The 21,146-nt window shown below is 53.2% G+C and carries 17 protein-coding genes; 5 read left to right on the top strand and 12 right to left on the bottom strand.

The genetic code is table 11. The features are described 5' to 3' along the window. Nucleotides 1–168 precede the first annotated feature (168 nt). Entirely contained in the window at nucleotides 169–1,092 is a 924-nt protein-coding gene (sanA, locus tag EX31_RS18670) for an outer membrane permeability protein SanA (protein ID WP_037036078.1), read from the top strand. 136 nt (nucleotides 1,093–1,228) lie between these two features. Here sanA and mglC read toward each other — a convergent pair whose 3' ends face one another. From mglC to EX31_RS18705, 7 genes are all read right to left on the bottom strand, one after another. Next, the gene (gene mglC, locus EX31_RS18675; protein WP_013574747.1) at nucleotides 1,229–2,239 is read right to left on the bottom strand and encodes a galactose/methyl galactoside ABC transporter permease MglC; all 1,011 of its coding nucleotides are present in this window, start codon (nucleotides 2,237–2,239) and stop codon (nucleotides 1,229–1,231) included. An 18-nt stretch (nucleotides 2,240–2,257) separates the two neighbouring features. Beyond that, on the bottom strand, nucleotides 2,258–3,790 hold the full coding sequence (gene mglA, locus EX31_RS18680) for a galactose/methyl galactoside ABC transporter ATP-binding protein MglA (protein ID WP_013574746.1): 1,533 nt from the start codon (nucleotides 3,788–3,790) through the stop codon (nucleotides 2,258–2,260). A gap of 226 nt (nucleotides 3,791–4,016) precedes the next feature. Further along, complete coding sequence (gene mglB / locus EX31_RS18685) at nucleotides 4,017–5,015, bottom strand: galactose/glucose ABC transporter substrate-binding protein MglB (RefSeq protein WP_013574745.1); 999 nt, start codon at nucleotides 5,013–5,015, stop codon at nucleotides 4,017–4,019. Between the two features lie 250 nt (nucleotides 5,016–5,265). Further along, nucleotides 5,266–6,297, bottom strand: coding sequence for an HTH-type transcriptional regulator GalS (gene galS, locus EX31_RS18690; RefSeq protein ID WP_015689566.1), 1,032 nt, complete (start codon nucleotides 6,295–6,297; stop codon nucleotides 5,266–5,268). A 270-nt stretch (nucleotides 6,298–6,567) separates the two neighbouring features. Continuing rightward, nucleotides 6,568–7,722 carry a DUF418 domain-containing protein YeiB gene (gene yeiB, locus EX31_RS18695; protein ID WP_013574742.1) on the bottom strand — a complete coding sequence of 385 codons (1,155 nt, stop codon included), beginning with the start codon at nucleotides 7,720–7,722 and terminating at the stop codon, nucleotides 6,568–6,570. 175 nt (nucleotides 7,723–7,897) lie between these two features. Then, the gene (gene folE, locus EX31_RS18700) at nucleotides 7,898–8,563 is read right to left on the bottom strand and encodes a GTP cyclohydrolase I FolE (RefSeq protein WP_013574741.1); all 666 of its coding nucleotides are present in this window, start codon (nucleotides 8,561–8,563) and stop codon (nucleotides 7,898–7,900) included. Between the two features lie 125 nt (nucleotides 8,564–8,688). After that, complete coding sequence (locus EX31_RS18705; protein ID WP_013574740.1) at nucleotides 8,689–9,816, bottom strand: YbfB/YjiJ family MFS transporter; 1,128 nt, start codon at nucleotides 9,814–9,816, stop codon at nucleotides 8,689–8,691. Nucleotides 9,817–10,015: 199 nt separating this feature from the next. Here EX31_RS18705 and EX31_RS18710 point away from each other — a divergent pair, with 199 nt between their 5' ends. From EX31_RS18710 to fghA, 3 genes are read left to right on the top strand one after another with little or no spacing between them, the layout of a single operon-like run. Then, on the top strand, nucleotides 10,016–10,945 hold the full coding sequence (locus EX31_RS18710) for a putrescine utilization regulator PtrR (RefSeq protein WP_013574739.1): 930 nt from the start codon (nucleotides 10,016–10,018) through the stop codon (nucleotides 10,943–10,945). Nucleotides 10,946–10,988: 43 nt separating this feature from the next. Continuing rightward, on the top strand, nucleotides 10,989–12,113 hold the full coding sequence (locus tag EX31_RS18715; protein ID WP_037036079.1) for an S-(hydroxymethyl)glutathione dehydrogenase/class III alcohol dehydrogenase: 1,125 nt from the start codon (nucleotides 10,989–10,991) through the stop codon (nucleotides 12,111–12,113). Between the two features lie 11 nt (nucleotides 12,114–12,124). Continuing rightward, on the top strand, nucleotides 12,125–12,982 hold the full coding sequence (fghA, locus tag EX31_RS18720; RefSeq protein ID WP_037036080.1) for an S-formylglutathione hydrolase: 858 nt from the start codon (nucleotides 12,125–12,127) through the stop codon (nucleotides 12,980–12,982). Nucleotides 12,983–13,045: 63 nt separating this feature from the next. Here the strand turns inward: fghA and gsiD are convergent, their stop codons facing one another. The 5 genes from gsiD to EX31_RS18745 all read right to left on the bottom strand — a co-directional run bounded on the left by gsiD (nucleotide 13,046) and on the right by EX31_RS18745 (nucleotide 19,502). After that, the gene (gene gsiD, locus EX31_RS18725; protein ID WP_037036082.1) at nucleotides 13,046–13,966 is read right to left on the bottom strand and encodes a glutathione ABC transporter permease GsiD; all 921 of its coding nucleotides are present in this window, start codon (nucleotides 13,964–13,966) and stop codon (nucleotides 13,046–13,048) included. An 8-nt stretch (nucleotides 13,967–13,974) separates the two neighbouring features. Continuing rightward, entirely contained in the window at nucleotides 13,975–14,895 is a 921-nt protein-coding gene (gene gsiC / locus EX31_RS18730) for a glutathione ABC transporter permease GsiC (RefSeq protein WP_015689564.1), read from the bottom strand. 108 nt (nucleotides 14,896–15,003) lie between these two features. Then, nucleotides 15,004–16,560, bottom strand: coding sequence for a glutathione ABC transporter substrate-binding protein GsiB (gsiB, locus tag EX31_RS18735; RefSeq protein WP_037036084.1), 1,557 nt, complete (start codon nucleotides 16,558–16,560; stop codon nucleotides 15,004–15,006). A 72-nt stretch (nucleotides 16,561–16,632) separates the two neighbouring features. After that, nucleotides 16,633–18,501, bottom strand: coding sequence for a dipeptide ABC transporter ATP-binding protein (locus EX31_RS18740; protein WP_037036086.1), 1,869 nt, complete (start codon nucleotides 18,499–18,501; stop codon nucleotides 16,633–16,635). Further along, entirely contained in the window at nucleotides 18,498–19,502 is a 1,005-nt protein-coding gene (locus tag EX31_RS18745; protein WP_037036088.1) for an isoaspartyl peptidase/L-asparaginase family protein, read from the bottom strand. The genes EX31_RS18740 and EX31_RS18745 overlap by 4 nt, the downstream gene beginning before the upstream one ends. Nucleotides 19,503–19,779: 277 nt before the next feature. On the opposite strand from EX31_RS18745, the gene tsgA reads away from it, so the two are divergent. Continuing rightward, complete coding sequence (gene tsgA / locus EX31_RS18750; protein ID WP_037036089.1) at nucleotides 19,780–20,979, top strand: MFS transporter TsgA; 1,200 nt, start codon at nucleotides 19,780–19,782, stop codon at nucleotides 20,977–20,979. Nucleotides 20,980–21,146 lie beyond the last annotated feature (167 nt).

Below are 21,146 nucleotides of genomic sequence, written 5' to 3' on the forward strand. Positions count from 1 at the left end.
TTTTTTTTCGTCCAAATTGCAGTACGTCGCGCAGATTAAGAAGTAATTCACTGAAAAGTGCTGAAAAAAGCTGCGAAGCCTGTGGATGCAGAGTCCAACGTATTGCGAACCCCGAACAGGTAAAGTAGCCTTGGATCCGATTTCCATCCGGTCATAACAGGGATACCTATGATTAAGCGACTTATAGCTGGCGTTTTCGGCATCATTATTCTGATGCTGGCTGTCGCTATTGGGCTTGATCAGTGGATAAGCTTACGTACCCAGCCCTACATTTATGACGAAGTACAAACCCTGCCGCACCGTCAGGTCGGCGTGGTGCTCGGAACAGCGAAGTATTACCGCACCGGCGTCATTAATCAGTATTACCTGTACCGGATTCAGGGCGCGATTAATGCCTACAACAGCGGCAAGGTAAAATATCTGCTGCTGAGCGGTGACAATGCACAGCAAAGTTATAACGAGCCGAGCACCATGCGCCGCGACCTGATTGCCGCCGGTATTCCCGCCAGCGATATCGTGCTCGACTACGCCGGATTCCGTACGCTCGACTCCATCGTGCGTACCCGCAAAGTCTTCGACACTAACGATTTCATCATTATCACCCAGCGTTTCCACTGCGAACGCGCGCTGTTTATCGCGCTGCACATGGGCATTCAGGCACAATGTTTCGCCGTACCATCGCCAAAAAATATGCTCAGCGTGCGCAGCCGCGAGATCTTCGCCCGCCTCGGCGCGCTGACGGATTTGTATCTGCTTAAACGCGAACCCCGCTTCCTTGGCCCGCTGATCCCTATTCCTGCGGTACACACCATTCCGGACGATGCCCAGGGCTACCCGGCGGTAACACCGGAACAACTGCTGGCATTACAACAGCAACTTGAAGCCGAGAAGAAAGCCGCTATCGCCAAAGCCGCGGCAGATAAGGCAGCAGCGGATAAAGCTGCTGCGGAAAAAGCAGCCGCAGACGAAGCGGCCAGAGTCAAAGCGGAGCAGGAAGCCAATGACGCCGCTCAGGCTGAAACCGAGGATGCCGCACCGGCACCGCAACCTGAACCACCGAAACCGGTAGGCAGAAATCCATTCCAGCAGTGATCGCCGGACTGCTCCTCCCCTGTGAAAGGGTTTGGCCTTTAGTGCCTCACCTTCGCAGGGGAGGGAGCAGTCGGTGCCGAATTTACGACAGCAAAAAGGCCGCGTATGCGGCCTTTTGTTTTTACTGCCCGAAAACTTATTTCTTCTTGGCGTATTTCAAAGAGTCCAGCGCCACCGCGAAGATGATGATGCTGCCCTTGATAATGTACTGCCAGTAAGGGTTCACGCCGATGTAGGTCAGGCCGTAGTTGATGACGGTGAAAATCAGCACCCCTGTCACCACCCCTGCCACAGAACCCACACCACCGGCGAATGACACGCCGCCGACCACACAGGCTGCGATGGCATCGAGTTCATACATAAAGCCGAGGTTGTTGGTCGCACTGCCGATACGCCCTGCTTCCAGTAAACCGCCGAACGCATAGAACACACCAGACAATGCATAAATCATAATCAGGTTTAACGGGACGTTAACGCCGGAAACTTTCGCGGCTTCCGGGTTACCACCGATAGCAAAGATGTTTTTACCGAAGCGGGTTTTGTTCCACAACACCCAGACAAAGGCGATCGCAATCAGCGCGTAGAACGTAATGTAGGAAAGCTTCAGACCACCTAAATGGATAAAGCCTTGTGCAAACTGGGAGAAGCCCGGGTCAAAGCCTGCCACCGGTGAAGAACCAACATAATCGTAATACAGGGAGTTAATCCCGTAGACGATAATCATTGTGCCCAGCGTGGTAATAAACGGCGTTACGTTCAGGTAAGCGATAATAATACCGTTCAGCAAACCAATTAATGCACCAACAATACACACGGTCAGAATAACCAGCGGAATGGGCACCACTTCCAGATTCGGGAAAACTTTGTTGACGTTGTCCATCGCCTGCAACATGGTGGCCGCAACAACCGCTGCTAACCCGACCTGACGCCCGGCTGACAGGTCAGTACCCTGGGTGACGATAAGCCCTGCCACGCCCAGAGCGATAATAACGCGCACGGATGACTGAGTCAGAATGTTACTTAAGTTGACGAGACTGAGGAAGCTCGGATCCTGGATGATAATAATGGCCAGTAAGACCAGCAGGACCACATAAATCCCGCCCTCTTTTAAATAAGTGAGCACACTTTTCTTATTTAATGCTTTCATAATAAGAACCCTTAAAAATTAGAGATGCAAGGAAGCCAGGCGTAATATTTCGTTCTGCGAGGTATTTTTAGTTTCAACAATACCCGCAACCTGTCCATTACTCATAACCAATATTCTGTCAGTAATACCCAGCAACTCCGGCATTTCAGAGGAGATAATAATGATCCCCTTCTCTTTTTTCGCCAACTCGGTGATTAACTGGTAAATTTCAAACTTAGCGCCAACATCAATGCCGCGCGTCGGTTCGTCCAGCATTAATATCTCAGGGTTGGTTAATAACCAGCGCCCGATAATAACTTTTTGCTGATTACCGCCCGACAATGAACCAATGCTGGTTTTATGTCCCGGCGTTTTCACCCGCATGGAATCGATAACCCATTGGGTATCGCTTTTCATCCGGGCAGTGTCGAGTAAACCGGCTCTATTTTTATATTGACGAATATTAGAAATCAGCGAGTTAAAGCCGATGTCCAGATATGCATAAATACCGGTGGAACGACGTTCTTCCGTCACCAGTGCAAAACCATGGTTAATGGCTTCATTGGCACTGTGATTATTAATTTTTTTGCCGTGTAATTTAATGGTTCCGGCGACTTTCTCGCGGATACCAAATAACGTCTCGACGATATCTGTACGTTTTGCACCGACTAAACCGGCAATTCCGAGGATTTCCCCTTTGTGTAAATCAAAGGAAATATCACGAATGGAAGGCTGGCGCAGCGAGGTCAGATTACGGACTTCGAGGATAACTTCACCCGGTACGTTCTGGCGGTCAGGGAAACGCTGGCTCAGTGAGCGGCCGACCATCATGGAAATGATTTTATCCATGTCCAGGCCTTCCAGCGGCTGAGTAATAATCCACTGACCGTCGCGCAGAATGGTTATCTCATCGCACAGCTGGAAGATTTCTTCCATCTTATGCGAGATATACACAATGCCGCAGCCACGATCTTTCAGCTTACGGATGATGGTGAACAGATGGTTCACTTCCTTTTCCGTCAGCGAGGACGTCGGTTCGTCCATAATGACGATTTTTGCATTGTAGGAAAACGCCTTAGCGATTTCGATCATCTGCATCTGCGAAACGGACAACTTACCGACCTTGTCGCGCGGGTCGATATCAATGTCCAGTTCGTCGAAAATCGCCTTGGTGTCTTTGTACATTTTGTCCTGATCGACAAATAGTCCTTTGGTCGGATAACGTCCCAGCCACATGTTGTCCATGACCGTACGTTGCAACACCAAGTTTAATTCCTGATGGACCATCGACACGCCCTGTTCCAGCGCTTCTTTCGAGCTTTTAAAATTAACTTCCTGTCCCTGAAAAAGAATGGTACCGGAATCTTTGCTGTATATCCCGAAAAGGCATTTTAATAATGTGGATTTACCGGCGCCATTTTCACCCATCAGGGCGTGAATAGAATGAGGACGCACTTTTAAATTCACATTATCTAACGCCCTGACGCCAGGAAATGATTTATTGATACCACTCATTTCCAGAAGGAATTCGTCCGGTTTTGATGTTGTGTCAGATAACGTATTATCGGCCATAGTTATACCTGGCTAAAGATAAAAATAAACGGGTGTATTAATACCTGATGTCAGCCCTGCGTATGGCCGGTATACGCACCACACGCAGAGCGACATGACGTCCTGTCAGATAAGCATTAACGTCTAATCATACTTAGTCTTTATTTACGGCTTAACCGCAATTATTTTTGCCACTGCTTAGCTTTGTTTTTTATTGCTGTCTGTCTTTACTGCTGCCGCTGCATTCTTATTTCACGAAGGAAGACAGGTTGTCTTTATCCACAGCGACGTAAGGAATACGCACGACTTTGTTTTCGATTTTCCAGTTAGTCCCTTCGGCCGCTGGTTTACCGTCAGCCAGATTTCTCGCCAGATCAAACGTGGCTTTCGCCTGATTGTTTGCATCGTTCAACACGGTACCGGCCATTGCGCCAGATTTCACCAGTGCCAGCGCTTCTGACAGGGCATCCACACCAAATACCGGAATGCTGGTTTTGTTATGGGATTTCAGCGCTTCTACAGCACCCATTGCCATCGCATCGTTGTTGGCGATAACCACTTCGATTTTGTTAGCGTTAGGACCGGACAACCACGCATCCATCTTGTCTTTCGCCTGTGCGGTATCCCACATGGCGGTATCAAGCTGCAGTTGTTGAGTTTTCAGGCCTTCTTTACCATTCAGGGTGCTGATGACGTACTTAGTACGCGCTTCAGCATCCGGATGGCCCGGCTCGCCTTTGATCAGCACGTATTGGATCACGCCGTCTTTGTTCAGATCCCAGGCCGGGTTAGCTTTCCAGTGTTTAGCAATCAGCTCACCCTGGATCACGCCAGATTCTTTAGAATCAGTCCCGACATAATAGGCTTTGTCGTAGCTGTCTAAATCTTTACGGGAAGGTTCTTTGTTATAGAAAACGACAGGAATGCCAGCACCGCGGGCTTTTTCAATGATGACCGGGGCAGCAGCCGGGTCAACCAGGTTAATGGCCAACGCTTTAACACCCTTCGCCAGCATAACGTCAACCTGGTCGTTCTGGGTAGACTGGCTGTTTTGCGAGTCATTCATCAGCAGTTGCACATCTGGAGTGGCTTTCGCATCTTTCTCAATGGCTTTACGAACTTCGGACATGAAGTTGTCGTCATATTTGTAGATGGTGACACCGATTTTAGTATCAGCAGCATGTGCGGCAAAACCAAACATCATGCTTGCAGCCAGAGTCGCCAGGGTGAAGACCTTCTTATTCATTTGTATCTCCGGTTATGTAGGGTGTTACAGAATTTGGCACCGGAAATCCCTGCGGGAGCAGTACAGCTCCACGTCACGATTGTGGGTGCCTGCCATCCTTGACTTATAACGTCCTGACTCGCTGTGAAACAAGTCCGGCAAACCGGACCCAAATTGAATCATATTGAAAACGAATGAATCATAATGCGCCCGATGTTAATAAACTGTGAAAGTTCTCACAGATTGAAAACGGTTACATCGCGTTATTTGATCAATAAGTGACGGGTGCCACATTTTGCCAGGGAGCTACCGAGTGGCGTCTGACCAGCGTAGGCATGAAGCAATGCGAAACGCCCGTAGCTAACTGTTCTGCCGCACCTTTTAAAGCCAGTTCAGTGGCAAGCGTCGCCATGGAAACGATCGGATAACGCACGGTGGTCATTTTCGGGCTGGTATAGCGGGCAATCGGAATGTCATCAAAACCGATCAGCGAAAAGTCATCGGGAATGTTAATTCCGTTTTCTTTCAACACGGCCATCGCCCCCGCAGCCATCGAATCGTTGTAGGCAAACACCGCGCTGAGGTGCAGATTACGCCCGAGCAGTTCCACCATTGCCGCTTCCCCGCCCTGCAGATCCGGCGAACTTTGCGCCCGCCATGCGGCAGGGGGCGCATCTCCGCTCTGATGTGCCTGCGTCATTGCCTGCGAATAGCCCTGGTAGCGCTGCAAATCGTCTTCGATGCCATGACTTGAACCGATGTAACCAATGCGCTGGTGCCCCTGAGACAGCAACAAACGCGTCGCCATTTCCGCGCCACTGACGTTGTTAAGCCAGACACAGCGGTGCTCGTAGCCCGGAATGACACGGTTAATCAGCACCATGCCCGACACCTGATCCATAAATCGCGAAAGCTCGTCATCCCCCAGCGCCTTGGAATGCACAATGAGTGCGTTACAGCGCTGACGAATCAGAACTTCAATGGCATACCTTTCTTTTTCAGCAATATGATAGCTGTTGCCTATCAGGACGTATTTCTGATGCTGCTGCGCGACGGTATCAACGGCTTTCACCAGCGCGCCAAAGAACGGGTCTGAAACATCCATCACCACCACGCCGATGGTATCGCTGCTTTGCGTCGCCAGTGCCTGCGCATTGGCATTGGGCCGGTATCCCAGCGTGGCGACAGCCTGTAACACCTGCTCGCGCGCTTCTTTGCTGGCAATAGACGGATTGTTCAGAACACGTGACACGGTGGCGACAGAAACCCCCGCCAGCCGGGCGACATCACGAATTGTGACCATGCGTCGCTCCGTGATCAGTCAGGGAATGGTACGGAGGAATACGGAAATTTTTGACCCAGGAGGTAAAGAAACCAGACAAAGAGAAGCGAGGTGAAGTGCGCATGGCGTTTCCTTTTTTAGTGTAGTGGTCATCGGAGAGGCACGACCGCTATCCTAAACATTTTGCGAAAACGCCTGCGTGAATCTCGTCACAGGAAAGAAAACGTTTACATACAAATATGCAACCTTCATCCCAAATCCATCATTTAGGATGATATATCAACGTCAGGTTCAGGCAGCTTTTAGTTCTTCACCCGCTGCTTTCGCCGTCAGTTGACGCCAGAGCCACTCCACCGGCCCCTGGCGGAAATGACGCAACCACAGCAATGTCACCAGCACATTGCACGCCCAGACCAGCGGCACCAGTGCGACCAGTTGCAGGCGGTCGAAGTGCTGATAGAAGCCGAAAACATTGAAGAAGGTGATGCAGATGAGCGTCTGTAACAGGTAATTGGTCAGTGCCATACGGCCAGTCTGCGAAATCCAGTGCGTGACGCGCCAGCGGGAAATCAGCGGCCAGAAGCCGTAACACAGCGCCAGATAGCTCACCGCCTGCATCAGCGAGCCAATTTCACGCGGCACCTGCAACAGAAAACCGCTCCAGCGGTAGTCCCAGCCGGTACGGTATTGCAGATAAATCGCCGGGATCTGAATCAGCAATGAAAGCGGTAACAGTACGGCGGCGACCTTGCGGTAATGCGAGACGCGAAACGCACCTTTCAGCCATCCGCTGCGCATCAGGCCGGAGCCAATAAGCATGGCGCCCGCCAGTTCCCAGCCGTATTGCGCGCCAATCGCCAGCAAACTGGACGACAGTAAATCGAGCCGGTTGCGGATAGCTTCCCAACCCCCTTTCAGCCGCCAGTATTGTTCATACTGAATTTCTGCCGGTCCCGGAAGCCAGAAACTACCGGGCTTTGGCGAGGTAATAAACCCCAGCATCGCCAGCACCGCCACACCGATCAGATACAAAATGATGCCCGTTGAAATCAGCGACTGACTGCTGCGCCCTTCCCGCACCATCCTCCAGCACACCAGACCAATCAGCCCGTATGACAGCAAAATATCACCGTCCCACATCAGGGTGGCATGAAGAAAACCGCACAGTAATAAAATCGACAGCCGGGCCTGGATCCAGTGTTTGCCGCGCGGCAGCAATAAAAACAGACCGCCGCCAAACAGCATGGCGAACATCATCAGGAATTTGCCTTGCGCCAGCGCGTCGAGCACCGCCCAGGTCCAGGTATCAGAAGCTGAAGGCGTTCCGGCAAATGCCGGATTCAGGTAAGCGGCTTTCGGTAAACCGAAGGCGCTGATATTGAGCAGGAGAATGCCAAAAATGGCGAGGCCACGGGCAAAGTCGAGCGTGGCAATACGTGAGCGCACCCTGACATTCCTTTTGAAGATTATTGAGATATTTAAGAATAAGGGAAGAAAATCAGGGTGGCTACCATCCAAGTAAATGAAGTTGCAGCATGGCAGCCAGTGCGTAGAGCCCGATGAGCTGACTGATGTCAGTGATTCGGGTCTCCGAACGCAGCGAACACCGCTGCGGCTTTAGTTACGACGGATGGCGGACGGTTCTTAAAAATTCTTGACGCGTATTCTGGCTGGATTTGAAAAGACCACCGAGCGAAGTCGTCGTCGTTGCGCTGGTCGCGTCACGCACACCGCGCGCTTTCACGCAGTAATGCACCGCATCAATGGAAACCGCGACATTGGTGGTGCCGAGCAGAGTTTGCAGGGCAACCAGTATCTGCTGGGTCAGACGCTCCTGAACCTGCGGGCGCTGTGAGAAGAACTGCACGATGCGGTTGATTTTCGACAGGCCGATTACGGTGTCTTTCGGGATATACGCCACAGTCGCTTTGCCGTCGATGGTCACGAAATGGTGTTCGCAGGTGCTGGTCAGGGTGATATCGCGCACGGTGACCATTTCATCCACTTTCATCTTATTTTCGATGACGGTGATTTTCGGGAAGTTGGCGTAATCAAGTCCGGAGAAGATTTCATCCACATACATCTTGGCGATGCGGTGCGGCGTTTCCGCCAGACTGTCATCGGAAAGATCCAGATTGAGAAGCTGCATGATGCCGGTCATATGTTCCTGGATCCGCTGCTTGCGCGTTTCATTGTCGATCGGCAAAGCTTCACGCAGAGGGGTTTCCAGACCACGGGCTAACAGGGCCTCGTGAACCAAAATGGCTTCTTTACTCAGGATTGGCATTCTTTCTTCTCCGGCAGATGTAATCACTTTGACGCAGATCACGCTAAAATGAGGTGGCTTACTGTAGTAGAGAGCCGGTTCAGAATCCAGTGAATGTGCTTCATGATGGATGAAATAGCTGCAACTTATCGTTTATGCCGGAAGACCAGCGCACCCGCAATAATGAAACCGGCCAGCGCGACATACAGCGCAGGCTCCAGACGATGGGTCAGCGCGGTAGAAATCGCCGACAGAACCGGTCCGAATAACTGGCCGACGGCGTAACCGGTCGTCAGCAATCCGGCCATATAACGGCTGTGATTGGGTGCAAGCTCGCGGCTGTATTGTAAGGCCAATTGCACCACGCTGAGGAAACCACCACCGGTCAGTAACGCGCCGAGTACCAGACCACTGACGCCCGGCACCACTTCCGCGCACAAAATCCCCAGCCCCTGGATCCATAGTGTCAGCGCCAGGCGGGTATGCGTAGTCAGACAATGGCGGGTAAGAATACCGATGATGATGCCGATAACCGCAGCGCCGCCAAACACCGGCCAGACAAACTGCGCGAACAGACTGTCAGGAAAACGTGCACTCGCCATCTGAGATAAAAACGTCGCGGGCAGGATATAACCAAAGCCCGCCAGACTGTAACTCCACACCAGACGCTTCAGCGCAGGCGTCATCACCAGTGGCTCAGTCGCCATGTGCGAACGGTGCAGGTCGCCTTTGCGCGGCAGATTCGGCGTGATAATTGCCACGAAAATCAGCGCCAGCACGCCGTAAACACACCAGGCCTGCGCTGAGGTGAGCTGCAAACTGTGAATACCCACCGCTAACATGCCGCTGAGGAAAATCCCCGCGCCCGGCCCGGCAAACACCGCGGCACTCATTGCCGGACGGCCATAATGCGCCAGCCGTTCGTTACACCACGCTGATACCATGACCATCGCCCAGCCGCTGGTCCAGCCGATCAGGAAGCGCACAATACTGTGCAGCACTTCGCCGGAAATTACCGCCGACAGCAATGTCAGGATCACGCCGCCCCACACGCCCAGCCACAAACGGCGTTCAAGATGTTTGCTGGCACGCATGCCATCAAACGCGCCACACAGATAACCGAGATAGTTGAACGCGGCGACCAGCCCCGCGCCGGTCAGGCTGAACTGATGTTCAGCTATCATTAAAGGAACCTGCGGCGTAAAGGCAAAACGCCCGATACCCATCGCGACGACAAAAGCCAGAAAACCACTCAGCGCAATACGAAAAGCCATAACCGCTCCGTCAAAAGAAACCGCAATGCAACATATTAGAAACAGTGAGTAAACATACTCAAAGCCTGTCGCCGAAAACAGCAGATTTCTTAAAAGAAAGTTAATTGGAAGTTGTCGCTATGATGCCTTATGGATACAATCACGGAAACTGAATAATACAAACCAACTTGTTTACGATTAGAGAACACAGGAACCCATCATGGATCTCACTCAGTTACGGATGTTTTGCTGCGTAGCGGAAACCGGTTCGCTGGCGCGTGCGGCAGAGCAACTGCATCGTGTCCCGTCGAACCTGACCACCCGACTGCGTCAGCTCGAACTCGAACTGGGCACCGATCTGTTTATCCGCGAGAAGCAACGCATCCGCCTGTCCGCCATGGGCCATAACTTCCTCAACTATGCCGAGCGCATTCTGGCGCTGAGCGACGAAGCGATGAGCATCATGCATGCCGGTGAACCGGCCGGGAATTTCGCGCTGGGGTCGATGGAAAGCACGGCGGCAACACGCCTGCCTTCTTTGCTCGCCGCTTATCATCAGAAGTTTCCGCAAGTGGCGCTGTCGCTGGTGACGGCGACTTCCGGAGAAATCATCGACAGCGTGCGTGCCGGACGTCTCGCCGCAGCCCTGGTTGATGGTCCGATCGATTTTGACGATATCAATGGCTGTATTTCTTTTCGCGAACGCATGGTGGTGATTACCCCGCCGGGCGAGTCACCGCTGGAAGTGCCTGCGGGTCGCAGCGGCCACACCGTTTTTGCATTCCGCCCCAGTTGTTCCTACCGCCAGCGTTTACAGGGCTGGATCAAACACATGAATGTGCCGGTCGCTAACACCCTGGAGATTCAGTCCTATCATTCCATGATGGCCTGTGTCGCCAGCGGTGCGGGTATCGCCATGATCCCGCGTTCTGTGCTGGAACAATTGCCCGGCCACGAGCGGGTAGAAATTCACGAAATGCCGGATGAATTCGCCGATACCGCCACCTGGCTTATCTGGCGCCGGGATGCGTTCAGCCCGAATGTCCGGGCGCTGAAAGAACTGATCATCGAACAGAATGACGGGGTGATCCCGTTACTGAAACATCCGCTCGCCGCAGAACACGATCCGGCGTTGCATCCGACTTATTAACTTAAAATCCGAATAAGTAAAAACACCTGACTGGAGCTAAAAAATGCAAATGATCAAAACACGTGCGGCCGTCGCCTGGGGCCCGAATCAACCTCTGTCCATCGAAGAAGTGGATTTGATGCCGCCGCAAAAAGGCGAAGTGCTGGTGCGTATTGTCGCCACCGGTGTTTGTCATACTGATGCTTACACGCTGTCCGGCAAAGATCCGGAAGGTGTTTTCCCGGCGATCCTCGGCCATGAAGGCGGCGGTGTCGTCGAAGCCGTCGGCGAAGGTGTCACCAGCGTGGCCGTGGGCGACCACGTGATCCCGCTGTACACACCGGAATGTGGCGAGTGTAAGTTCTGCAAATCCGGCAAGACCAACCTGTGTCAGGCGATCCGCACCACACAAGGTAAAGGCCTGATGCCGGACGGCACCACCCGTTTCTTTAAAGACGGCAAGCCAATTTTCCATTACATGGGCACATCCACCTTCTCCGAATACACTGTGGTGCCTGAAATCTCCCTGGCGAAAATCAACAAAGAAGCGCCGCTGGAAGAAGTGTGTCTGCTCGGTTGTGGCGTGACCACCGGGATGGGCGCGGTCATCAACACCGCTAAAGTGAAAAAAGGCGACACCGTGGCGATCTTCGGTCTCGGCGGGATTGGTCTTTCTGCGATTATCGGCGCGGTGATGGCTGGCGCAGGCCGCATCATCGGTATCGATCTGAACACCAGCAAATTCGATCTGGCGCGTAAACTCGGCGCAACTGATCTGATCAACCCGAAAGATTTCGACAAGCCGATTCAGGAAGTGATCGTCGAAATGACCGATGGCGGCGTGGACTTCTCCTTCGAATGTATCGGTAACGTCAATGTGATGCGTTCCGCACTGGAATGCTGCCACAAAGGCTGGGGCGAATCTGTCATCATCGGCGTGGCCGGTGCAGGCGAAGAAATCTCCACCCGCCCCTTCCAGCTGGTGACAGGCCGCGTATGGCGTGGTTCTGCTTTCGGTGGTGTGAAAGGCCGCAGCCAGTTGCCGGGCCTTGTGCAACGTTATCTGGACGGCGAATTCGCCCTGAACGATTTCATTACCCACACCCTGCCGCTGGAAGAAATCAACCAAGCCTTTGACCTGATGCACGAAGGGAAATCTATCCGTACGGTTATTCATTTTAATAAGTAAGGAATGTGTCAATGAGCAGCTCGATTGAACTACTCGAAGAACACCGGATGTTTGGCGGCTGGCAGCAGCGCTACCGCCATACCTCTGAGAGCCTGAATTGCAGCATGACGTTCAGCATTTATCTGCCTCCGGCGCAACACGACGCGCCGCAGCCGGTGCTGTACTGGCTTTCGGGCCTGACCTGTAATGATGAAAACTTCACGATCAAAGCCGGGGCGCAGCGCGTCGCGGCAGAACTCGGTGTGATTCTGGTGATGCCGGATACCAGCCCGCGCGGTGAAGGTGTCGCCAACGACGACGGTTACGATCTCGGTCAGGGCGCCGGTTTTTACCTGAATGCCACGCAGGCGCCGTGGGCAGCGCATTACCGGATGTACGATTACCTGCTTGATGAACTGCCTGCGCTGATCAGCGACCATTTCAAGGTCAGCGAACGTCAGTCGATTTTCGGCCACTCAATGGGCGGCCACGGTGCGCTGATGCTGGCGCTGCGTAATCCGCAGCGTTTCTGTTCGGTGTCAGCGTTTGCGCCCATCGTGAATCCGGCTCAGGTGCCGTGGGGACGTAAAGCGTTCAGCGCGTATCTGGGGGATGACGAAAGTCAGTGGCTACAATACGACAGTTGCCACCTGCTGAGTTCATTGCCAGCGGATCAAAAATCGTTCCCGATTTTAGTCGATCAGGGCGATAGCGATCAGTTCCTGGCGGATCAGCTACAACCGGCAAAACTGGCGGAGATCGCCCGACAACGCGGCTGGCCGTTACAACTGCGGGTTCAGCCGGGGTACGATCACAGTTACTTTACGATTGCGTCATTTGTGGAAGATCACCTGAAATTCCATGCGGAGTTTTTGCACTCCCCTTCATGAGTGCAGGTTCCTAAAAATAGAAGCCATCTGCTTCTCCCCTGCGAAGGGGGAGAAGCAAAAATCTCAATTCTTCAATTTCGGATCCAACGCATCCCGTAATCCATCCCCCAGCAAATTAAACGCCAGTACGGTCAGGAAGATTGCCAGGCTCGGGAATATGGCGACGTGCGGCGCCATGACCATATCGGCGCGGGCTTCGTTGAGCATCGCGCCCCACTCCGGCGTCGGGGGCTGTGCGCCCATACCCAGGAACGACAAACTGGCGGCGGTAATGATCGAGGTACCGATACGCATGGTGAAATACACCACTATCGATGACAACGTGCCCGGCAGGATGTGGCGGAATAAAATCGTGGCGTCAGAGGCGCCAATGCTGCGCGCCGATTCAATATAGGTTTGCTGTTTGAGTACCAGCGTGTTGCCGCGCACCAGTCGCGCAAAGGCAGGAATGCTGAAAATCGCCACGGCAATGATCACGTTCGACATGCCATTGCCCATCACCGCCACGACGGCAATCGCCAGCAAAATACCGGGGAAAGCAAACAGGACGTCACAGACGCGCATGGTGATGCGATCCCACCAGCCTTCGTAATATCCCGCCAGCAAGCCGAATACCGTGCCGATTGCCGCGCCGAGCACCACAGAAAGGACACCAGCCGTCAGTGAAATCCGTGTACCCATCAGAATACGGCTGAAAATATCACGCCCCAGCGAATCCACACCCAGCCAGTGGATCAGCGACGGGCCTTCGTTCAGACGGTCGTAATCAAAATAATTTTCCGGGTCAAAGGGCACCAGCCACGGCGCAAGAATGGCCGCGGCAATCAGCAGCAGGATAAAAACTCCCGCAATCATCGCAATGTGCTGCCGTCGAAAACGACGCCAGAACGCTTTCCACGGTGTCCTTCCCGCCTGTGGTTGCACAGTTCCCGGCGTGATTACCGGTAAACCCGCGAGTACGGCATTTCGCCGCCAGTTTTTCATGCGCTTACTCACTTGTATCGGATGGAAGGGTTGATGACGGCGTACAGCATGTCCACCAGCAGATTGATGAGGATAAATTCCAGCGAGAACAACAGCACTTCTGCCTGAATCACCGGATAATCGCGCATCTCAACCGAATCGACCAGCAACCGCCCTAACCCCGGCCAGTTGAACACTTTCTCCACGACAATCGAACCGCCGAGCAGGAAGCCAAATTGCAGTCCCATCATAGTCACGACGGGGATCATCGCGTTACGCAGGCCATGTTTGACCACGACCACCGCTTCGTGCACGCCTTTGGCGCGCGCAGTACGCATATAATCTTCCTGCATCACTTCGACAAAAGAGGCGCGGGTAAAGCGGGCCATGATCGCCGCCACCGCTGCACCGAGTGTGACAGAAGGGAGAATATAGTGCTGCCAGCTGTCAGCGCCCACCGTCGGCAACCAGCCCAGTTCAACAGAGAAGATTTGCATCAGCAGCATACCCAGCGCGAAGGCCGGGAAGGAAATACCGGAAACGGCGAGCGCCATGCCCAGTCTGTCCGGCCAGCGGTTACGCCACACGGCGGATACCACGCCAATTACCAGCCCGAAAATCACCGACCACACCATGCTGGTCAGCGTCAGCCAAAAGGTCGGCATAAAGCGCGAACTGATTTCATCAATGACCGGGCGTTTTGAGACCATTGAGTGGCCGAAATCACCGGTCAGCGCATTGCCAAAGAAAGTGAAGAATTGCTGATAAAGCGGTTTATCCAGCCCCAAATCCTGACGCACCAGCGCCACCACGCTGGCGTCGGCATCCTGCCCGGCCATCAGCCGCGCCGGATCGCCCGGCAGCAGATGCACAAATAAAAACACCAGCACGGCCACAATCAGCAGTGTCGGGATCAGTCCGAGTAATCGTTTTAAAAAATAATTAAGCATGATTCGCTGTCTGTGATTTCACGGTAGACATCCATGTTCCGGACCCGGAACACACGAGTTCAGGGCACGCACGCTGTGCGCCACGCGCCCTGAAAGCATCACCGCCTGTTATTTCACATCTGCATTGTCAAAGCTGAAGGCCGTATCGGGCATCACATAGAAGCCGGTCAGACGTTTGTTTTTGGCTGAAACCAGACGTTCAGTGACCAGGAACGCCCACGGCGCATCGCTCCAGATTTGCTTCTGGGCATCAGCGTACAGTTTAGCTTTCTCAGCTTTGTCAGTCGTTTTCAGCGCATCGGACAAATCTTTATCCACCTGCGCATTGCTGTAGAACGCGGTATTGAACTGCTTCGGTGGCGCGGCCTGTGTGGAGAACAGCGGAGACAACGCCCAGTCTGCTTCACCGGTAGACGCCGACCAGCCGGTGTAGAACATGCGGATGCCCGCCTCTTTCTGCCCCACATTCTCAACCTGCGCAGCACGCTGTGCGGCATCCATGGCGGTGACCGTCACTTTGATACCGACCTGCGCCAGTTGCTGCTGGGTGAACTGCAACACTTTCTGCGCCGTGCTGTTATTGTGCGACGACCACAGCGTAGTGGTGAAACCATCCGGGTAACCGGCTTCTTTCAGCAATGCTTTGGCTTTTGCCGGATCATACGGCCACGGTTTAAATTTCGCGGCGTATTCGATGCCCTGCGGCAATGGCCCTTCAGACGGCACAGCATAACCGGCAAACGCCACTTTGATCAGCGCCTGCTTGTTAATCGCGTAGTTAATCGCCTCACGCACTTTCACATTGTCGAACGGTTTTTGCGTGACATTGAAACTGATGTAGCGATGCAGAATCGACGGCGCAGTCACCAGATCCAGTTTGGCATTTTTCTCCAGCAAGGCTGCCTGTTCGTAAGGCACCGGGAACGCCAGATCCGCTTCGCCGGTTTGCAGCATCGCTGCCCGGGTGTTGTTATCTGCCACCGGACGCCAGGTAATGGTATCGAGTTTCGGCTCACCTTTTTTCCAGTAACCGTCAAACTTCTTCACTTTCACAAAGTCAGTCTGGTTCCATTGTTCAAGCGTATACGGGCCGGTACCGACCGGATGGAAACCGATGTCTTTGCCGTATTTGGTCAGCGCCGCCGGGGAAATAATCACCGCAGACGGGTGCGCCAGAATGTTGATAAAGGCGGAGAACGGCGCTTTCAGCGTGATTTTCACCGTGGTGTCATCAACAGCTTCAGTGCTGGCGATATTTTTAAACAGGTTATAACGCTTGAGGTGACTGTCCGGGTTACTGGCTCGATCAAAGTTGACCTTCACCGCCGCCGCATTGAAATCGGTGCCGTCCTGGAATTTGATGCCCGGATGCAGTTTGATGGTGTAAACCAGACCGTCTTTACTGACGGTATAGCTGTCCGCCAGAACGTTTTCCAGTTTCATATCTTTATCAAAGCCAAACAGACCCTGATAGAAAGATTTGGCGACCGCCTGCGATAAGGTGTCGTTAGCGTCATACGGATCAAGCGAGGTGAAGTTAGAACCTACGGCGATAACCACGTCTTTTGCCGCCCATGCAGAAGCCGACGCCAGCGAACCGAAAACAGCGGCAGCGAGCACGGCCTGACGGACAACGTTCTTACCTTTAGATTTCTGCTGATTCATGTCAGTTCCTTTTCCTGTCTTACCCGTTTGTCTTACTAAGAATTGACGGCTCAAAATAAGCCGCCACAAAAATCAGTAAATACCCGCAATCGTATGTCTGGCGACGAAATGGCCTTCGCCCACCTTCACCAATGGCATCACCACCGGGTCATCGTGCAGCCCGCGGATCGGGCTGGGGATTTCATCCACCAGCAGCGCCTGGTCTTTTCGCTTGTGCGCCGGATCGGCGACCGGTACAGCCGCCATCAGTTTGCGGGTGTACGCATGTTGGGGTGTTTCAAATACCGCACGGCGTGAGCCGATTTCCACTATCTGCCCGAGATACATCACCGCCACGCGGTGGCTGATGCGCTCAACAACGGCCATATCGTGAGAAATAAACAAAAATGCCAGACCAAACTCTTTCTGCAAATCCATCAGCAGATTGATGATTTGCGCGCGGATAGACACATCCAGCGCCGAAACCGATTCATCGGCAATCACCACTTTTGGATTAAGCGCCAGCGCACGTGCAATGCAAATTCGCTGCCGCTGGCCGCCGGAAAACTCATGAGGATAGCGCTGCGCGTGTTCCGGCAGCAGTCCGACTTTTTCCAGCAACCACGCCACACGGGCTTCGGCTTCTGCGCCTTTTGCCAGATTGTGAACCAGCAGCGGTTCCATAATGGAATATCCTACCGTCAGGCGCGGATCGAGCGAGGCGTAGGGATCCTGAAAAATAAACTGGATATCACGGCGCAGATGTTGCAGTTCACTGCCGCCGATATCAGTCAGCGTCTGGCCGTTAAAGGTGATGGTGCCCCCCTGACTCTTCACCAGTTTTAGCAGCGAACGGCCGGTGGTGGATTTACCACAGCCTGACTCCCCCACCAGCGCCAGCGTTTCACCGGGATGCAAATCAAAACTGACTTTTTCCACGGCATGAACCCGGCGGGTCACGCGATTGAAAATGCCGCTGCGCAGGTCGAACCGCGTAACCAGATCACGCACCTGCAATATCGGGGGCACGCCTGGCGTCAGGGTGTTTTGAATCAGTTCCGGATCGCTTTCCTGTTGCGTGGGTGCCGGGAAGCGTGCGGGCAGCGGTTTACCCGCCATCGAACCGAGTTTTGGCACCGCCGCCAGCAACGTCTGGGTATAAGGCGCCTGCGGAGAACGGAATATCGCGTTCACTTCCCCGGTTTCCACACTGTTGCCCTGATGCATCACCAGCACACGATCAGCAATTTCGGCCACCACCCCCATGTCATGCGTGATAAAAATCACCCCCATCTGCATCTCTTTTTGCAGCACCCGGATCAGTTGCAGAATTTGCGCCTGAATGGTGACATCCAGCGCCGTGGTCGGTTCGTCGGCAATCAGCAACGCAGGTTTACAGGAGAGTGCCATCGCAATCATCACCCGCTGGCGCATACCGCCGGAAAGCTGATGCGGGTAACTGTCGAGAATATTTCTGGCTTCGGGAATACGCACCAGATCCAGCATCCGTAATGCTTCCGCACGGGCTGCCCGGTGATCTTTATTTTGGTGCAAGCGGATCGATTCGGCGATTTGCTCCCCCACCGGGAAGACCGGATTGAGCGACGTCATCGGCTCCTGAAAAATCATCGCCATATCCGCGCCGCGCAGGTTACGCATGGCGGGCTGCGTGGCATTCATCAGATCGACTATCTCACCGTTACGGCGGCGCAACTGCATTTCACCTTGTGAAATCTTCCCCCCGCCCTGTTCCACCAGCCGCATCAGCGCCAGTGAGGTCACTGATTTTCCGGAACCCGATTCGCCAACAATCGCCAGCGTTTCACCGCGTTTTACCTGAAAACTGAGATGACTGACCGCCTGAATGACCTGCCTTTCATGGGAAAACTGCACGCTAAGCTGGCTGACGGCAAGCACGTGTTCGGGCGGCAAAATAAGAGGACCGTTCATCGGGCTGTTCATGAACGGTAAATGCTGACGACGGGCGCATCGCCCACACGGGCGAATCCACGGTACATGCCTTCGCTGTTGAAAGGCAGCACCACATTGCCAAATTTATCCACCGCAATCATCCCGCCGCTTCCCCCCAGGGGCAGCAGTTTTTCCTGCACAACTTTATGTGTGGCCTCTTCCAGTGAAAGGCCGGCGTATTCGATAAGCGCGGCCACATCATAGGCCGCCACCGTGCGCATAAACACTTCGCCGGTACCGGTGCTGGAAATCGCCACCGTATTATTGCTGGCGTAACAACCTGCGCCAATAATCGGCGAATCGCCGACGCGTCCGGCCTGTTTGTTGGTCATACCGCCAGTGGATGTGGCTGCCGCCAGATTGCCCAGCGCATCCATCGCCACCGCACCGACGGTACCGAATTTATGTTCAGGATCCAGCGGGTCAGCGTCGTTAAGCGAAGCGCCGTCGTGATCGAGCATGACACCCTGATCAGCGGCGATGGCCCGCTGCAACTGGTCGTAACGTTCCTGGGTGAAAAAATAGTCCGCCCCGACCATTTCCTGGCCGTGCTCACGGGCAAAGGCTTCCGCGCCCGCTCCGGTGAACATCACATGCGGGCTGACTTCCAAAATTTTGCGGGCGGTCAGGATCGGGTTACGGATATGATTTACGCCACTGATGGCCCCGGCATCGAGCGTCCGGCCATCCATAATGCAGGCGTCTAACTCATGCGTGCCCTGATGGGTAAAAACAGCCCCTTTTCCCGCATTAAATAACGGACACTCTTCGAGCAGACGCACCGCCTCGGTGACCGCATCCAGTGCACTGCCGCCGGAGGCCAGAATAGCCTGTCCGCAGGTGACTATTCTCTCCAGTTCGGCTAAATAAAGTCGTTCTTTTTCAGCGCTCATTGCCGCGCGGGTAATCGCCCCTGCACCACCGTGGATCGCAATAACCGGCCGCTTCTTGTCCGAAACGGAAGCCGCTGAATTATCAGTAGAAAAACTCATTAGCGCTGCACCTTTCGATGTTGTATTTATGTATAGGAAAATGTTGAGCTGTTTTTGACTATATTTAGCCCGCAACAGTATGTAAAGCGGAAATGTCGCACCATCAAAAAGTCGCTAATTGCTTAGATTGTTTAGGAAAAACAAATGCTGCAATTGAATATACCTGCGGGACAAATGACCAAAGAACAGCAATAATAAACGTCTTAACTACGGATAAAAGCATCTCTGGATAAGCTTTCCGCAGCTTTTTTATTTTCTCTTTTTAGGAAATCAGTTTATGGAAACTGTTTATAACCGCCGTCGGATTAATGTGATCTCATGGCTCAGCTATTTCTTTACCGGTGGACTGGTTTCCACTCTGGGCATTGTTATCGGGCCGGTGGCTACGGCATTTAACAAAGATCCGGGCTTTATCGGTCAAATGTTTTCCTTAATGAACATTGGCCTGTTCCTGCCCATTATGATCAGCGGCATTCTGATGCGTAAGTTTGATCTGGGCAAACAACTGATGACCGGCTCTTTCATTTCCGTGCTGGTGTGTATCGCACTGTTTATCATGCCGTCTATTACACTGTTCGGCGTGGGTGTGTTCCTGATCGGCGCCACGGCGGGCCTGATGATGTCTATCGGCAGCTATCTGGTCGTACGTATTAATGACGATCCGAAAAAACGTTCTGCGAACCTGATCTTTACCGACTTCTTCTTCGCGCTTTCCGGTATGACGCTGTCGCTGGTGCTGGGTTTCCTGTTCAAACATGGCGCAAGCTGGCTGGCGATGTACGGCATCATGGGTGTCCTGAGCCTGCTGATGATTTTACTGTGCGCGGGTCAGAAATTCCCGAATGTTCCGCAACCGGTTAAAAACGAATCGACGCACAACGTGGTGAAAGAGCCATGGGGCATCGCGGTCTTCTTCCTGTGTATTGCGCTGTTTGCTTTTGTCTTCACCGAGCTGGTCTTCACGCTGTGGATGCCAAGCTGGCTACATGAGCACTTCAGTATGGAAACGGACCGTGCCGCGATTTACATCACCACCTACTGGATGGTGAAAGCGATTGGCCTGTTCCTGAACCAGTTCACCGTGCGTTTCGTGAAACTGCGTACTTTCCTGCTGATTTCCGTGATTGTCGGCATGGCAAGCCTGGCGGTGCTGACCACCAGCAATTCGCCGACGCTGGTGCTCGTCGCCGTGGGTCTGTTCGGTTTCTGTAACTCAGGAATGTTCTCCGGTCTGATGAGCTACGGCAGCCTGCAGGTGAAAAACTCCCCGCCAACGCTGACCTCTGCGCTGCTGACCACCAGTTCCGTCGGCACGCTGATTTTCGCGTCCTTCTCGTCTTTCATCTACAACGAATACGGTTTGTTCTGGGCGCTGAATATCGCGACCATTTCCTATGCGTTGCTGGTGCTGATGGTGGTACTTGCCAGCCTGAAGAGCAAAGCAGAGAAAATTAACCACGAAGTCAGTGCACACTGAAAACCTTGTTTGAGCAATAAAAATCCGATCGCATTTTTGCGGTCGGATTTTTGGTGTCCATCCGCTCGACAATATATACACACCTCGAAACAATATTATCATCCCATATTATTTAATCCTCATTATTCATTACGTTAACGCCCACATATTACACATTCATAAACATC

It is taken from the genome of Rahnella sp. WP5 (assembly GCF_000745615.1).
GTDB lineage: Bacteria > Pseudomonadota > Gammaproteobacteria > Enterobacterales > Enterobacteriaceae > Rahnella > Rahnella aceris.

Bases quoted from the DNA above. Each gene is read 5' to 3' on its own strand.
- gsiC (WP_015689564.1), bottom strand. From the start codon at position 14,895: ATGCTTAATTATTTTTTAAAACGATTACTCGGACTGATCCCGACACTG.
- gsiB (WP_037036084.1), bottom strand. From the start codon at position 16,560: ATGAATCAGCAGAAATCTAAAGGTAAGAACGTTGTCCGTCAGGCCGTG.
- EX31_RS18710 (WP_013574739.1), top strand. From the start codon at position 10,016: ATGGATCTCACTCAGTTACGGATGTTTTGCTGCGTAGCGGAAACCGGT.
- sanA (WP_037036078.1), top strand. From the start codon at position 169: ATGATTAAGCGACTTATAGCTGGCGTTTTCGGCATCATTATTCTGATG.
- galS (WP_015689566.1), bottom strand. From the start codon at position 6,297: ATGGTCACAATTCGTGATGTCGCCCGGCTGGCGGGGGTTTCTGTCGCC.
- mglC (WP_013574747.1), bottom strand. From the start codon at position 2,239: ATGAAAGCATTAAATAAGAAAAGTGTGCTCACTTATTTAAAAGAGGGC.
- fghA (WP_037036080.1), top strand. From the start codon at position 12,125: ATGAGCAGCTCGATTGAACTACTCGAAGAACACCGGATGTTTGGCGGC.
- EX31_RS18740 (WP_037036086.1), bottom strand. From the start codon at position 18,501: ATGAACAGCCCGATGAACGGTCCTCTTATTTTGCCGCCCGAACACGTG.
- mglA (WP_013574746.1), bottom strand. From the start codon at position 3,790: ATGGCCGATAATACGTTATCTGACACAACATCAAAACCGGACGAATTC.
- EX31_RS18745 (WP_037036088.1), bottom strand. From the start codon at position 19,502: ATGAGTTTTTCTACTGATAATTCAGCGGCTTCCGTTTCGGACAAGAAG.
- gsiD (WP_037036082.1), bottom strand. From the start codon at position 13,966: ATGAAAAACTGGCGGCGAAATGCCGTACTCGCGGGTTTACCGGTAATC.
- EX31_RS18705 (WP_013574740.1), bottom strand. From the start codon at position 9,816: ATGGCTTTTCGTATTGCGCTGAGTGGTTTTCTGGCTTTTGTCGTCGCG.
- tsgA (WP_037036089.1), top strand. From the start codon at position 19,780: ATGGAAACTGTTTATAACCGCCGTCGGATTAATGTGATCTCATGGCTC.
- EX31_RS18715 (WP_037036079.1), top strand. From the start codon at position 10,989: ATGCAAATGATCAAAACACGTGCGGCCGTCGCCTGGGGCCCGAATCAA.
- mglB (WP_013574745.1), bottom strand. From the start codon at position 5,015: ATGAATAAGAAGGTCTTCACCCTGGCGACTCTGGCTGCAAGCATGATG.
- folE (WP_013574741.1), bottom strand. From the start codon at position 8,563: ATGCCAATCCTGAGTAAAGAAGCCATTTTGGTTCACGAGGCCCTGTTA.